The organism is Streptomyces sp. NBC_01267 (assembly GCF_036241575.1).
Lineage (GTDB): Bacteria > Actinomycetota > Actinomycetes > Streptomycetales > Streptomycetaceae > Streptomyces.
This window is the reverse complement of sequence record NZ_CP108455.1, coordinates 6563890-6578520: the sequence shown is the minus strand read 5'-3', so window position 1 is coordinate 6578520 and position 14631 is coordinate 6563890. Positions and strand designations below refer to the sequence as shown.

Below are 14631 nucleotides of genomic sequence, written 5' to 3'. Positions count from 1 at the left end.
CCGGTCACTTCCTGCACGCTTGGCAGATGAGTGTGTGGCAGCTCGTCGCGGTCGCCCTGGTGATGCTGCTCGGTCTGGTCGGGGTCCTGGTCCCGGGTGTGCCGGGACAGGCGATCGTCTGGGCGGCCCTCGCCTGGTGGGCGCTGACCGACACCACCGGCCTGGCCTGGGGAATCCTGGCCGGGGCCACGGCCGTGCTCCTGCTGAACCAGGCCCTGCGCCCGCTGCTGCCCGCCCGCCGCCCCCGCGAGTCGGGGGCCCCGCGCAAGACCGTGTACATCGGCGGGGCCGCCGGGATCGTGGGCTTCTTCATCGTGCCGGTACTGGGCGGCATCGTCGGGTTCATCGGAGGAATCTACGGGGCCGAGCGCGTACGCCTCGGCGGTCACGGCGCGGGCCGGGCCTCCACCCGTACGGTCATGCGCGCCATCGGCACCTCGATCCTCGTCGAGCTCTCGGCCTGCCTCATGGTCGTGGGCGCCTGGGTGGGCGCACTCATCCGGGGCTGAACACCGGCCGCCGTGTACGGGTCCCGGCCAGATCCTCGCAGCACGCGGGGAGCAGGCCTTGCGGCGCGGGGGAGGCAGGCCCTCGCAGCACAGAGGGCCGGACCGACCAAAAGATGGGATCTCTCCCGACTCATTGACGCACCCGGGCACCGTGCTTACCTTTCTTCAGGGAATAGCTCGGATGAATGTCTGGATACGAGCCGCCGGGAGGCGTCATGGTCGCTGTACCTGAACCACCGAAACGACGAACCGTTCTCGCCACGGGCACCGCCCTCGGCGGAGCGCTGCTGACCGGCGGCCTGGCCGCCGTGCCCGCGCAGGCGGCCCCGGCGCCGGGGAACGCGCACCCGGCCACACCTCGCCCGGCGACGTCGGTGAAGTCATCGGATGACAGCTGGACCACGGTTCTCTCCGACGCCGATCTCGTCTGGCAGAAGATGCCGCAGACCTGGTACGAGGGCCCGTACCTCGGCAACGGCTATCTCGGCTCCGGCATCTACGCCGAACCCGGCAAGAACGCGGTGCGGTTCAACGTCCAGCACTCCGAGGTCACCGACCACCGCCCGGAGTTCGGCTCGCTCTTCGGCCTCGCGCGGCTGCCGATCGGCTACTTCACGCTGGAGCCGGTCGGCACCATCACGGCCGTCGACTGGCGCCTCGGCCTGCGCGACGCCGAACTCACCGGCACGCTGACGACCGACCGCGGCACGCTGACGGTGCGCGCCCTGGTCCACAACTCCCTCTCGGTGCTCGCCGTCGAGATCACCCCGAGCGTGGGCGAGAAGGACTTCCGCTGGGTCTTCCACCCCGCCGAGTCCATCAGCCCGCGCGCCGCTTCGAAGCCCCTTCCCGACGGGTACGCGGCCAACCCGCCGGCCGTGACGGAGCAGCACAGCGGGGTGACGGCCGCCGTACAGCCGCTGCTCGCAGGCGGCCAGCACGTCACCGCCTGGCAGGAGCGCACCCGGGGCGCGCGGCGCACGCTGTATGCCACCGTGGCGCACTCCCACCCGAAGACCACGGCTCGCGACCGCGCGGTCCGGGTGGTGCGCGGCGCGGCCACGGCCTCGTACGACGTGCACGCCCTGACCCACCGCGCCTGGTGGCACCGCTACTACCGCAAGAGCTTCCTCTCCGTGCCCGACGCGCGGATCCAGCGCTTCTACTGGATCCAGCTCTACAAGGTGGCCTCCGCCGCCCGCGCGGACGCCCCGGTGATGGCGACGTCCGGCCCCTGGCTGGAGCCCACGCCGTGGCCCAACACCTGGTGGAATCTGAACGTCCAGCTGGAGTACTGGCTGATCCACGGCTCCAACCACCTCGAACTCGACGCCGTGACACGGGCGTTGAGCGAATTCCGGGACAACCTCTCCAACCAGCTGGCCGGCCCGTACCAGAAGGACTCCGCGGGTATCCCCCGCACCACCGACCCCCAGCTGATGAACGGCGCGGATGTCCCCAACGGCGGTTTCGGCGTGGGCATCCCGGGCCAGGACCCGCCGACCCCCGAGGTCGGCAACCTCACCTGGGCCCTGCACAACGTCTGGCTGAGCTACCGCCACACCATGGACGAGCGCATCCTGCGCGACACCCTCTTCCCGTTGCTGCGCAAGGCGGTCAACTACTACCTGCACTTCCTGACACCGGGCCCGGACGGCAAACTGCACCTCCCGGCCACCTTCTCGCCGGAGTACGGGGTCAACGCGCCGGACACCAACTACGACCTGATGCTGCTGCGCTGGGGCTGCCGCACCCTCGTCGAATCGGCGGGCATCCTCAAGATCAAGGACCCGCTGACGGCCCGCTGGCAGGAAGTGCTGACGAAGCTCACGCCGTACCCGGTCGACGAGAACGGCTTCATGATCGGCGCGGGGGTCCCCTTCGCGATGTCCCACCGCCACTACTCGCACCTCCTGGCGGTCTACCCGCTGTACGAGCTCACCGGCCGCACACCCGACGAACTCGCCCTCATCGAGAAGTCGCTGGCCCACTGGGTCGGCTTCGAGGGCGCCCTCCAGGGCTACACGTTCACGGGTGCCGCCTCCATGTCGGCGCTGCTCGGCAAGGGTGATGACGCGCTCAAGTACCTCGGCGAACTGATGGCCCGCTTCATCCAGCCCAACACCATGTACAAGGAGTCGGGGCCGGTCATCGAGACGCCGCTGTCCGCGGCCCAGTCACTGCACGACATGCTCTGCCAGTCCTGGGGCGGCGTGGTCCGTGTCTTCCCCGCGATACCGGCGGCCTGGCAGGACCTCGCCCTGCACGACTTCCGTACGCAGGGCGCGTTCCTGCTCAGCGCGGTACGGGAGAAGGGTGCGACCCGGTGGGTCAGGGTCACCAGTGAGGCGGGCGCGCCGTGTGCGGTACGCCATGGGATCGCGGGCCGGATCGACGTGCACGACTCTCACGGGCGCCCCCTGCGGTACGAGGACCTGGGCGACGGCACGGTCCGGATCCCGCTGCGCAAGGGCGAGTCGGCGCTGATCACCGCGGCGGGCGACCGCCCGGATCTGACCATCAGGCCCGTCACACCCAACGAACCGGCCGCTCACTGGGGTCTGCCGGCATGAGGGCCTGACACCGGGTGACGATGCGGTGGGGAGCTGGGCGCGCGATGCTGGAGGCATGAGTGAATTCACCGAGGCCGAGCGCGCGTATCTCTCCACCCAGCGCCTGGGGCGGCTGGCCACCGTGGACCGCCGGGGCCAGCCGCAGGCCAATCCGGTCGGCTTCTTCCCGCAGAAGGACGGGACGATCCTGATCGGCGGGTACGCGCTGGGCACCACCAAGAAGTGGCGCAATCTGCAGGCGAATCCGAAGGTCGCGCTGGTGGTCGACGACGTGGTGAGCGTGCAGCCGTGGGAGGTGCGCGGGGTGGACATCAGGGGCGAGGCCGAGCTGTTGACGGGTCCGCACGAGTTGGGCCCGCAGTTCAGCGAGGAACTCATCCGGATCCACCCGAAGAAGATCCACAGCTGGGGCCTGGAGTGACCCGGCGGGGCACCGTCGTCACCTGACGTACCATCAGCTCTCTTGCTGCACAGGGCAATTCGCCGTCCATGGCGCTTCGAGGAACGGCTCACTCCAGCCACAGATGCCGCAGTGCGTACGAGCGCCAGGGCCGCCAGAGTTCCGCGTCCGGTTCGCCGGGCAGCGCCACATCGGGATCACCCAACGCGCGCATCCGGACCAGGGCCGCGGCCCTCGGTGTCATGCCGGGCAGCGCCAGCAGTGCCTGCTCGGTCCCGTCGCGGTCGGCGCCGACGTCCAGCCGTACACCGGCCACGGCGCCCAGCGACGGCTCGTCCGCCATCAGCTCCGCGGGCGCGGGGAAGACGTGGGTGAGCCCGCCGCTGGGCCGGTCGAGCACGGTCCCGTACCGCTCCACCAGCCATGCGGACTTCTCCCGCCCGGCCAGTGCCCGTACCGCGAACTCCTCGGGTTCGGCCGCGCCCGGCGAGCGCAGCCCCGGCCGCCGCGCGACCAGTGGCGCCAGCCGGGGGTCGGCGGCCAGCCGCTCGTCGATGGCGTAGGGATCCGCGTCCAGGTCGAAGAGGCGGCGCAGGCGCTGGACGGTGGTGGTCAGGTCGCGCAGATCGGTGAGGTGGATCCGCGCGTCCAGCCAGCGCCCCGCGGACCGTTCACCGACGGCGACGACGCCGGAGCCGTGCGGCAGCCGCAGGGTACGCCGGTAGGTACGGGATCCCGGCGTGCCGGTCATCTCCTCGATCCGGGGCAGGGCCTCCCGGCCGAGGAGATCGAAGACGTCCTTCGCCGCGTAGGCACCGCGGTACGCGAGCCGCAGCGGGATGCCCGCGGCCGTCGCCGCTGCCGGGGCGGCGGCCTCCGCGCGCAGGTCGCTCGGCGTGCGGGCGTAGATCTGCCGGATCGTGTCGTTGAACTGCCGCACACTCGCGAACCCGGACGCGAACGCGATCTCCGTGACGGGCAGCCGGGTGGTCTGGAGCAGCACACGCGCGGCCTGCGAGCGCTGCGCGCGGGCCAGCGCCACCGGGCCCGCGCCCACCTCGGCGGTGAGCTGCCGCTGGACCTGCCGGGTGCTGTAGCCGAGCCGTTCCGCGAGACCGGGCACGCCTTCGCGGTCCACCACGCCGTCGCCGATCATCCGCATGGCGCGGCCGACGACATCGGCGCGTACGTTCCAGGCGGCCGATCCGGGCACGGCGTCCGGCCGACAGCGGCGGCAGGCCCGGAACCCCTGCCCCTGGGCCGCGGCAGCGGTCGGATAGAAGCGGACGTTCTTACGCTTGGGGGTCACCGCGGGACAGCTCGGCCGGCAGTAGATGCCCGTGGTGCGGACGGCGAAGAAGAACTCGCCGTCGAAGCGCGCGTCGCGGCTGCTCACCGCTTCGTACCTGGTCTCTTCATCCATCACGGGTACCAGTGTGCCCCTGGTCCGGGCACCCGGCTGGCGGGATTCGGACGGCACTGCCTTCACAGTCCGGGTGCCGTCAGCCCGCCCAGCGCCCGGACAGGAAGGCCAGGGAGTAGGCGCCCATCAGGGGAACGGCGAGGCTCAGGTAGACGGTCTTGACCCGCGGGTTCCGCAGGGACCATCCGGCCAGGCCGATCCACAGGGGCCACCACAGGAGCGTGGCGCGCGGGATGGAGGTGTACCAGTAGGAGGTGCCCAGCGCCCACAGGCTGAGGCCGATGTAGAGGGCCTCGGCCCAGCGGCGGCGCCATGCCAGCAGTCCCACCAGGAGCAGCCCGACGACCATGGCGGCGAGTTCGGCCTGGAACATGAAGGCGTACCCGCTGGCCTGGGTGTGGCCGAAGGCGGAGTGCCAGGTGGTCGTCCAGGCGTCCCAGGGGGCGTGGAAATCGCGGTACCAGCCGCGTTCCTCGGCGTGCTTCCAGGCCATCCAGTCGCCGGTGTGCGCGTGCAGGTACCAGCTGTAGATGCCGGCGGACAGGGCGGGCAGGGCCAGCCAGGGCAGCGAGCGCCACTCCTTGCGGGTGCGGGTGGTGAGGAGGAAGTGCAGGGCGATGGCGGCGGCGACGAAGAGGCCGCTGATGCGGACCGACGTGGCCAGTGCGGTCAGGACGGCCGCGAGGGGCCAGTTGCGCCGCTGGGCGGCGAGCCAGGCGGGCAGCGCGAAGGCGAGGAAGAGGGCTTCGGTGTAACCGACTGCGAGGAAGATCGCGCACGGTGAGAGCAGCAGGAACAGCACGGTGCGCGTGCCCGCGTCCGGGTCGGGCAGATACAGCCGGGCGATGCGGGCCAGCGCCAGGACGGCAAAGGCTCCGGCGACGAAGGAGACCAGCAGGCCCGCCGCGGCCCAGCTCGGGACCACGACGTGTACGGCCCGGAGCACGAGCGGGAATCCGGGGAAGAAGGCCTCCCGGTTGTCCCAGCCGCTCTGCCAGGGACCGGCCTGCCCGGGGAAGTAACCCTGCTGCGCTATGTGCAGGTAGTGGTACCAGTCCCACTGTTGGAAGGGCGCGAGGACGGGCTTGACGTCCCGGGAGTCACCGGTGGGGGGAAACACCCATCGGACGCAGTAGGCCGTGGTCCATATGCCTATGCGGGTCCACAGGTACAGCCACAGCACCTCGCGGTCGGCCGGGCACAGCCGGAGGGGCAGGCGCAGGGGGCCGGGGAGGACCGCTCGCTTGCGGGGCCCGGACCCGTCTCCCCCGTGGCCGGACGGTGACGGCTGTTCCCGCGTCCCCGGGGGTTGCGTGGGTACGGGAACGCCGCTCGCACGCAGCTCGGGCGACACAGCGGGCATAGAGAACTCTCCTGGGTGTGCGGGTATGCGCGAACGTCGAGGTGTGCGGTGGCATCCGGACGCGCGGGCCGACGGCGCCCGCCCGGCCGCGGTACGGAAAGGAACGGCCTTGTGAGGGACGGATCCCGCGCGGCGGGGGTTGCGTCGGCCTGCTGCCTCCGCACCCCCGGACGGTCACGCACCACTCGCCACTCCCTGACGTCCGCACTGCCGGATCTCTCGCTTCACCAGGCATACGCACGGCGCGGGGCATCCGGCCGACACCGGCAGCGAGAAACCGACGTGAGGATCGTCACGGAACCGGGCCCGGCCGACACGCGTCGACCGGGCCCGCCACACACACGTACACACACGTACACACACGTACACGCACGTACACGCGCACACACACCGAACGCTCCGCGGACCCGCCCCGCGGGGCAGGCCCTACGGCTTGCGGACCTTACCCCGCTTGGCCTCCATGTTCGCCCGCCCCTCCGCACCCTTCATCTTCCAGTCCCGCCGGATCTGGGCGCGCATCCGGGCATCGGTCTTGGCGACGATGCGCTGGTTCTCCCGCAGCAGCTTGCGGTAGCTCTCCAGCCGGCGGACCGGCAACGAGCCGTCGTCGATCGCCGCGAGCACCGCACACCCCGGCTCCGCCTCATGGGCACAGTCGTGGAACCTGCACTCCCGCGCGAGCGCGTCGATCTCGGAGAAGACCTGGGTGACCCCGCTCGAAGCGTCCCAGAGGCCGACCCCGCGGAGCCCCGGGGTGTCGATGAGGACTCCCCCGCCGGGCAGGGCGAGCAGGTTACGGGTGGTGGTGGTGTGCCGGCCCTTTCCGTCCACGTCCCGGATGGCCTGCACCTCCATGACGTCCTCGCCGATCAGGGCGTTGGCCAGCGTGGACTTGCCCGCACCGGAGACCCCGAGCAGCACGCTCGTGCCGCCGGCGACCACCGCGGCGAGGATGTCGACCCCGGCGCCGGTGGCCGAGCTGACGGCCAGCACCTGCACACCCGGTGCGGTCGTCTCGACGTCCTCGACGAGATACGAGAGCCCGGTGGCGTCCGGCACCAGGTCGGCCTTGGTCAGCACGACCAGCGGTGTGGCGCCGGACTCCCACGCCAGGGCGAGGAACCGTTCGATCCGGCCGAGATCCAGCTCGACGGAGAGCGGCACCGCGATGATCGCGTGATCGACATTGGCCGCGAGGATCTGCCCCTCGGACCGCTGCGAGGAGGTCGACCGTACGAAGGCGGTCCGCCGGGGCAGCAGCGTCCGCACGAACAGCGGATCACCCACGGCGTCGACCGCCGCCCAGTCGCCGGTGCAGACGACCTTCATCGGGTCGCGCGGCACGACGTACTCGGTGTCGGCCCGCACGATGCCGTCCGGGGTGATCACGTCGCACTGCCCACGGTCGACCCGCACGACCCGGCCGGGAACAAGACCGCGTTCGGCGTACGGGGTGAACTCGGCTTCCCAGGCCGCGTCCCACCCGTACGGCGCGAGCGGGTGCGAGGACGCGGAGGAAGCCTGCGGGAAAGAAGAGAAAGACAAGGGGTGACCCTTCACAAGGGCGGCCCCGGCACCACGCTCACTGGCGTGGAGGAAGAGAGATCAGCCGGAGGCCACGGAGGTGGAGTGGATGAGCTTCCGGGTGCGCGCGGCACCCACCATGGCGACAGTCATCGGTCACCCCTCCTGCCTTGCTTCAGCTGATCCCGGCAGCGGTCGGCCGCCGGAGGAACGCTGCAAACCATAACCACAGGCTCCGGTAGCGCACCAGCTCTTTTCTCCCGCCGAACCCGGTCATGCCGCCAGGCGTAAACGAGCCTGCTCCGGCGCCCGGCGTCACCCTCCGAGCCCGCACGGCCTCAGGACGACCGTCACGCTGTCGCGCAAACCGGCGCGGCCTCTGCTCGGACCCGCATGCGGTCAGGGAGAGCACGCAGCGCGTGCCCGCCGATCGCGCTTCCCCTCGGCCAGGCTCTGACCACGTGGCGCAACAGTCAGGGCACCAGGGCAGTCATCGGTATGTCATCGCAATGTCAACAGCCGCTCCTAGCGTCTGATGCGTTCGTTGCCGGACACGTCCACACTCCAGGGGGAGATCAGGCAATGTCGAAATCGAGCAGGATGGCACGGGCTGTTCGCAGCGCGGTCATAACGGCGGCGCTGGCCGCCGGCACCGCTGTCGCGTTCCCCGCCGCCGCGCACGCGGCCGACGCGGAGCACTACTACATCGAGATCGGCGGCACCGGCCCGACGCCGGCCGACGCGGGGCAGGGGCACTGCGACACTTCCTACGACGAGGGGAACAAGGCTCTCCCGCCCGGCTCCACCGCGGTCGATGTGTGCTATCCGCACACCGCCGGCCCGTTCATCGGCTACAGCGGCTCGCTCATCGAGTTGCCGGGCCTGCAGGTGCACCCCGACGCCCTCACCGCACCGAACTACGACTCCAGCGTCCAGCAGGGCTACCAGAAGGGGTTGCAGGCGGCGGAGGACACCCACCGCGCCCACCCCGACGCGCGCATCACGATCACCGGCTACTCCCAGGGCGCGCAGGCCGCCGACCAGGTGCTCCAGACGATCGCGGGTGACACCACCGGCATTCCGCTCTCGCAGGTCGACGGCATGCTCTACGCCGATCCCATGACGCCCGGCACCGGCTTCACAGCCCAGTTCCCGAAAGGATTGGGCGTACCCGGGTTCACCTCCCCCGGCGCCGGCCCGGCGGAGTTCAACGGCATTCCGGTCACGCGGTACTGCATCCACGGCGACCCGGTGTGCGACGTGTCCCTCGTGAACGCGCCCCACTATTTCGATCTGCACCCGAAATACCCGGCGCCCGGGAACGTCATAGCCCAGACCCTCGCCGACGTCGGCCACGCCGACGGGATCCAGTGGAGGAATCCTGACGGGAACGCCGGGTAGGAAATGAGGAAGTCCTGACGGGAGTTCCGCGTAGGACCCCTGGCAGGAGCGAGACAGGGCCCGGCCGACCACGCTTCAGCCGGGCCGACTCGCGACCGGAAATCCCCTGTTCGTCCAAGACGGTCTCTACGTGCCGTCGGCACTCGGCCGGCGCCTGCGGCCGAGGTCGTCCAAAGCGCGGGAGATTCTCGCGTGATTGGCGCCGGTATCGGGGAGGGCGGTGGCCCGTTCGAAGAAGTCGCGTGCCCCGGCCAGGTCCTCCACCGCGGCGCCGTGCCAGATCAGCCGATGGCGTATGGCGATCTCCGACTCGGTGCCGGTCTGCTCGTCCAGGACCGCGCGTGACCGGCGGCGGAGTTCGGCAGCCGCCTCCGGGTTGCCCAGGTTCGCTTCGGCCGTGGACAGTCGGCCGAGGACGGCGGAGTACAGGGGGACATCCCCGAGACGCCTGGCCAGGTCCTCGGCTCTCCCCAGTGTGCGGACGGCCTCGGTGGGTCGGCCGAGGCCGAGTTGGAGACTCCCGAGGCGGAGCAGAGTCTTTCCGAGGAGCCTGGGACTACCGGTCCTGTCGGCGAGGTCGATCGCCTCCGTGTACCGGTCGTATGCCTTGTCGTACTCGCCGAGCTGGTGGTGCATGTCACCGGCACGGCTCATGATCGAACCCGTGAGCCAGTCGTCTCGTTCCAACTTCCCTGCCAGGCGGATGACTTCGGCGAAATGGGTCATGGACTCGGCTATCCGACCCTCCAGATTGGCGAATGTCCCGAGACCGGCCGCGGCTCTGGCCTGCTCATGCGGGTCGCCCGCCCGGCGACTGATGTCCTGCGCTTCTGCGAACCAGAAGCGGGCCTGCTGGTAACGGCCCTGCAGGCCGTACATGATGCCCAGACCCGTGCGCAGTGCGGAGTCCATCTGCCGGTCGGTGGCCTGACCGGCCATGGGCAGCACGATCTCCAGGGCGGTGCGGCACTCGTGAAACCGGCCCTGTCGGGTGAGGTAGTCGACCAGGCCCTCGGCGATCCAACAGGCCTCATCCAGATGGCCCACGGCCGCCGCCTGACCGATCACGTCGACCAGTTCACCGCCCGTCGCGTCCAGCCAGGTCACGGCCTCCTCCCAGTCCGCGAATGGTCCGGTGTCCTGCGGGCCGGTCAGGGAGGACGACGTGCCCCAGTCGCTGGAGCAGCGGGCAGCGGCCACGTACAGCCGGAACACACCGCTCCGGGCTGCCGCGACCTCGTCGGGGAACGCGGCGGCGACACGGCGGGCGTAGACCGCCATCAGGTCGTGCAACCGGTAGCGGTGGGCGGTCACTTGCTGCACCAGATTCGCGTCGGCCAGGCTTTGAAGGGTCTGCTCGGCGTCGGAGGGCGTCCAGCCGAGCATGGCGGCCAGCGCCAGGCGGTCGAGCTGCACCGTGGGCAACAGGCCCAAGGCGCGGAAGGCACGCTGCTCGGCGACCGGAAGCTGACTGTAGGAGATCTGGAACGCAACTTCGACGCTGCGGTCCTCCACAGTGAGCTCGTCGAGTCGACGCTCGTCGTCGGTCAGCCGCGCTGCCAGGGCTTCCACCGCCCACAACGGGCGGTCCTGTATCCGTGCCCCGACGATGCGCAACGCCAGCGGAAGCCGATCGCACAACGTGGCCAGTTCACGTATGGCCACATGCTCGCGGGCGGATCCCTGTCCGCCGACGATACGGGTCAGCAGTCCCGTCGCCTCGTCGATGTCGAGAGGGGACAGCGAGATCCTGCGGTCCGCGTCCACCCCCGTCAGACGCTGACGGCTCGTCATCAGTACCATGCTGCCGGAACCGGCGGGTAGCAACGGTCGCACCTGCTCGGCGCAGGAGGCGTCGTCGAGTACGAGGAGCAGTCGGAGGGGAGCGGTCGCCGCCCGCCAGGATGCGGCCAACTCGTCCCGATCCTCGAAGTCTTCCCCCTCACCGGCGTCCACCGCCCGCAGCAACCGGCGCAGTACTCGTTGCTGCCCCACCGTCTCACGGTCTTCGCGGTGCCCATGCAGTTCCACGAACAGGCAGCCGTCGGGGTACTGGTCCGACAGCTTTCGCGCCGCGCGCACCACAAGCGCGGTCTTCCCGACCCCGGCCATGCCGTCCACCGCCCGGACGGTGACCACCCGCGCCTCGGCGGGCGCGACGAGAAGTTCGAGCTCTCGGTCCCGGCCCGTGAAGTTGCCGATTTCGACGGGGAGTTCATGGCGTACTCGGCGCCTGTGGCGAGCAGGACCCAGATGTCGCGGTTCGGTTGGCTGTTTCGCCGGTTGTGCCATCGTCCGGCCCTGCCGTGCGGTGGTGCCGAGGAAGAACGCGTCGTCGCCACGGAGGACCGCCTCGTGTACTCGTCGCAGTTCAGCGCCGGGTTCCACTCCTTGCTCGCCCACCAGACGGCGGCGCACCGTGGCATAGACGTCCAGCGCGTCGGCTTGCCGGTTGCCGGCGCAGAGGGCACGCATGAGCAAGGCGGCCAGCGCCTCGTTGTAGGGGTGGGTCGCCGTCAGGGAGAACAGTTCGCCCACGGCCTCATGGTGCCGTCCCAAACGGAGTTGGCAGTCCACCTTGTCCTGCACCAGCACGAGCCGGTGCTCCGCCAGCCGTAACCGTTCGCTCTCCGCGAAGGGCCCGGGGACTCCGGCCAAGGGCTCTCCGCGAAACAGCCCCAGCGCCTTGGACCACGCGCCCACCGCGGCGTCCAGGTCTCCGGAATTCCTCGCCGAACGCCCTTCGGCGGTGATCTCCTCCCACCGTGCCACGTCCACACACGCGCTTCGTGGGACGAAGCGATAGCCACCGCGGACGGTGGTGATCACTGAGTCCTCCAGGCCCTTTCCGGGAGCATCCAGGCGTCTGCGTAGCCGGTGCACATAGACCGGAATCACCCTGGCGCCCGTGCCCGGGGGTTGCGTACCCCAAACCCCGTCGAGCAACTGCTGCCGACTGACCGTCCTGCCTGGTCGAAGCAGCAAAGCGGCCAGTAGAGCCTGTTCACGAACCGGTCCGAGCTCCAGACACGCTTCGCCGCTCCAGGCCTGGGGCGGACCGAGCAGAGCGAACCGCAGTTGCTGGTTTGCATTCGTGGACAACTCGCGCGTGATCGGCACGCGGGGAGTTTATAGAGATTCCGGTTACCTTCGGCGACCATCACAAGACCCGCCCCTATCGCGAACAGTGGCACGACACAGGAAGGCTTACCGGGCCGCCTTGTCGGGGGTGGCGCCCATCCCCGACAACCCCCTGCACGAGGAGTTGCGAGCACCACCAGGCGCCCGCACCGAACGCGCTGCGGGAGGTCGCCGATACGTACCGTTCCACAACGTTGCACTGCTTGTAGATTTCGCCAAGGGCATCGCAGACCAGATGAATCTTGCTGGTCAGCCCACCTCTGGAGCGGCCGAGCGCCGGATTTCGGAGCCCCGTTTTCGGGCCCGGCAGCGTGCTGGTGGGCCCGGAGACGGTGGAGTCGACCGACACCGGCCAGTCGACCTCACCCGCCGCATCAGCCCGCGCCTGGGCTTCCCGGAGCATCCGCTCGAAGGTGCCGTCCCTGACCCACCGGCGGAAGCGGGTGTGCAGCGTGGCCCGGCATCCGTACCACTCCGGCACGTCCCGCCAGGCCGTGCCCGTCCAGAACTTCCAAACGATCCCGTTGAGGACCGCCCGGTCATCCAGCCGCTTCCGCCCCCGCCCCGACCGGGGCAGCAGAGGACAGACGAACTCCCGCTCGGCATCGGACAGTTGATGGCGGCGTACCACCCGACCATGATCCACCACACAAGATCATTTGACGACAGACCCTAGCTGTTCTGTCTCGGGAGGGGGTCTCCGGTGCGACGCTCGCCAGCGGACGCGGCGGGTGGATACTGGGAGAAGGAGGTGTGTGACATGCGCAAAATAGCCGACTGCCGAGATTTTCCCAGCGAGACGAAGTGCACCCTCGCCATCACCGGCGAGGAGGACGAGGTTGTCCGCGCCGCGAGTGAACACGCTGTGTCCGTACACGGGCACGAGGACAGCCCTGAGCTGCGGGACCAGATCAAGGCCGCGCTCAAGGACGAGGCTCCGCAGCACGTCTGACCGGCGCCGGACGACCGGGCCCTCGGCCCTCGGCCCGTGACCCGTGGAGCTATCCGGAGCAGGCCCCGGCAGTCCGGTGTGTCCCACCAGGCAGCCGGGGCGTGGCGGGCCGGAACCTTCCCTCCGGGCGTCCCGACGTGGAGGAGAGCCGGCCGTACCGAGCGGCTTTCGCACCGGAATCCCCGATGCGGTACACCTGCACCACCGCGCCGACCGCCGCGACCACGGACAGCACTACGGCCGCCACTCGAAGCCGGATGTCCACCGTCCCTCATCGTTGGTCGGCGCGCGACAACGAAACCCAACAGATGACTCGCACTCCGCCAGCAGTCGGCCCCGCCCGGCCGTCGACGCGACATGGACCATTTCCAGCTAGGCCGGCGAGGGAAAGCCCGCAGTTCGAGGCGGGCGCAAGGGCTCGCATGGCCGCTGAGCGTATGCGCGACACCTTCCGTCTACAAGCGCGTAGTAGGTTACCGCTCCTGTAACTTCCCCTGCCGAAGGAGCCTTTCCGTGGGACCTACTGTGATCAACGGCCTTCCCGCTCACGTACTGCTGGTGCACTTCGTGGTCGTACTGGTACCGCTCACCGCTCTCGCGCTGGTGGTGACCTCGGTATGGCCCGCGTGGATACGCAGGCTGGGCCCGGCTCTGCCCATACTTGCCCTGGTCACGCTGATCAGCGTGCCGCTGGCCACCCATGCCGGGGAGTGGCTGGAGAAGCACACCGACAGCGACGCTCTGGTCCGCAAGCACACCGAACTCGGTGACGGCCTGCTGCCCTGGGCCATCGGACTGTTCGCCGTCGCCGTCGCCTTGTGGTGGCTCGGCCGCCGCGCCACGACCCGGTCCTCCGATGCGGAGGACTCCGGCCGCAGCGTAGCTGTCGCACTGAGCGTCCCGGTGCGCGTGGCCGCCATTGCGCTGTCCGTCCTCATCGCCGCAGGCTCGGTCGTACAGGTCTACCGGATCGGCGACTCGGGGGCCAAGGCGGCCTGGCACGACGGGTACTCGGCCAAGCCTGTCAGCGGCCAGGACCACTGACAGGCGGGGGCGACGGCGATGGCCTCACGGCTCGGATGCGCCGCAGAGACCGGATCGTCGGCCAGGTGATGCCGGGAGATGGCCGTGAACACGACGTTGTCCTCAGCCTGCGTCCAGAAGGTGGACTCGCCTGCCTCTCCACGGTAAACCCGCAGGCAGTGGGCCGTCGCCACGGCTCGAACGCGGCTCTCTCACCCTGCCCCACGAGTGGAAGCCTGCCAATACCGGGTGAGCAGTACACGCCCCTGCCGCCGGTACAGCGACCGCACCAATCCGCGCCACCAGGTCGGCCGTACCCATA

Annotated in this window: 11 protein-coding genes; 6 read left to right on the top strand and 5 right to left on the bottom strand. The window is 70.0% G+C overall.

Going from position 1 to position 14631, the window contains the following annotated elements:
- Positions 1-26: 26 nt before the first annotated feature.
- From OG709_RS29420 to OG709_RS29410, 3 genes are all read left to right on the top strand, one after another.
- On the top strand, positions 27-509 hold the full coding sequence (locus tag OG709_RS29420) for a DUF456 domain-containing protein (protein WP_250305850.1): 483 nt from the start codon (positions 27-29) through the stop codon (positions 507-509).
- 215 nt (positions 510-724) lie between these two features.
- On the top strand, positions 725-3082 hold the full coding sequence (locus tag OG709_RS29415; protein WP_329168216.1) for a glycosyl hydrolase family 95 catalytic domain-containing protein: 2358 nt from the start codon (positions 725-727) through the stop codon (positions 3080-3082).
- Positions 3083-3137: 55 nt separating this feature from the next.
- Positions 3138-3503 (top strand): PPOX class F420-dependent oxidoreductase, encoded by a 366-nt coding sequence (locus OG709_RS29410; RefSeq protein ID WP_250305846.1) that lies wholly within the window; start codon positions 3138-3140, stop codon positions 3501-3503.
- Between the two features lie 88 nt (positions 3504-3591).
- Here OG709_RS29410 and OG709_RS29405 read toward each other — a convergent pair whose 3' ends face one another.
- From OG709_RS29405 to rsgA, 3 genes are all read right to left on the bottom strand, one after another.
- Complete coding sequence (locus tag OG709_RS29405; protein ID WP_250306020.1) at positions 3592-4905, bottom strand: DNA-3-methyladenine glycosylase 2 family protein; 1314 nt, start codon at positions 4903-4905, stop codon at positions 3592-3594.
- Between the two features lie 79 nt (positions 4906-4984).
- On the bottom strand, positions 4985-6268 hold the full coding sequence (locus tag OG709_RS29400; RefSeq protein ID WP_329168214.1) for a mannosyltransferase family protein: 1284 nt from the start codon (positions 6266-6268) through the stop codon (positions 4985-4987).
- 426 nt (positions 6269-6694) lie between these two features.
- The gene (rsgA, locus tag OG709_RS29395) at positions 6695-7813 is read right to left on the bottom strand and encodes a ribosome small subunit-dependent GTPase A (RefSeq protein ID WP_250305842.1); all 1119 of its coding nucleotides are present in this window, start codon (positions 7811-7813) and stop codon (positions 6695-6697) included.
- 561 nt (positions 7814-8374) lie between these two features.
- On the opposite strand from rsgA, the gene OG709_RS29390 reads away from it, so the two are divergent.
- On the top strand, positions 8375-9193 hold the full coding sequence (locus OG709_RS29390; RefSeq protein ID WP_266640098.1) for a cutinase family protein: 819 nt from the start codon (positions 8375-8377) through the stop codon (positions 9191-9193).
- Positions 9194-9319: 126 nt separating this feature from the next.
- Here the strand turns inward: OG709_RS29390 and OG709_RS29385 are convergent, their stop codons facing one another.
- Entirely contained in the window at positions 9320-12313 is a 2994-nt protein-coding gene (locus OG709_RS29385) for an AfsR/SARP family transcriptional regulator (protein ID WP_329168209.1), read from the bottom strand.
- A gap of 55 nt (positions 12314-12368) precedes the next feature.
- Positions 12369-12965 (bottom strand): IS5 family transposase, encoded by a 597-nt coding sequence (locus OG709_RS29380; RefSeq protein ID WP_329168207.1) that lies wholly within the window; start codon positions 12963-12965, stop codon positions 12369-12371.
- Between the two features lie 129 nt (positions 12966-13094).
- Between OG709_RS29380 and OG709_RS29375 the strand changes: the two genes are divergently transcribed.
- On the top strand, positions 13095-13286 hold the full coding sequence (locus OG709_RS29375) for a DUF1059 domain-containing protein (RefSeq protein ID WP_250305830.1): 192 nt from the start codon (positions 13095-13097) through the stop codon (positions 13284-13286).
- A 513-nt stretch (positions 13287-13799) separates the two neighbouring features.
- Positions 13800-14330 (top strand): DUF2231 domain-containing protein, encoded by a 531-nt coding sequence (locus OG709_RS29370; protein ID WP_329168206.1) that lies wholly within the window; start codon positions 13800-13802, stop codon positions 14328-14330.
- The last annotated feature ends 301 nt before the right edge of the window (positions 14331-14631 follow it).

What these genes read in the sequence shown, in the direction of transcription:
- OG709_RS29420 (WP_250305850.1), top strand. Translation starts at nt 27, where the DNA reads ATGAGTGTGTGGCAGCTCGTCGCGGTCGCCCTGGTGATGCTGCTCGGT.
- OG709_RS29415 (WP_329168216.1), top strand. Translation starts at nt 725, where the DNA reads ATGGTCGCTGTACCTGAACCACCGAAACGACGAACCGTTCTCGCCACG.
- OG709_RS29410 (WP_250305846.1), top strand. Translation starts at nt 3,138, where the DNA reads ATGAGTGAATTCACCGAGGCCGAGCGCGCGTATCTCTCCACCCAGCGC.
- OG709_RS29405 (WP_250306020.1), bottom strand. Translation starts at nt 4,905, where the DNA reads ATGGATGAAGAGACCAGGTACGAAGCGGTGAGCAGCCGCGACGCGCGC.
- OG709_RS29400 (WP_329168214.1), bottom strand. Translation starts at nt 6,268, where the DNA reads ATGCCCGCTGTGTCGCCCGAGCTGCGTGCGAGCGGCGTTCCCGTACCC.
- OG709_RS29390 (WP_266640098.1), top strand. Translation starts at nt 8,375, where the DNA reads ATGTCGAAATCGAGCAGGATGGCACGGGCTGTTCGCAGCGCGGTCATA.
- OG709_RS29375 (WP_250305830.1), top strand. Translation starts at nt 13,095, where the DNA reads ATGCGCAAAATAGCCGACTGCCGAGATTTTCCCAGCGAGACGAAGTGC.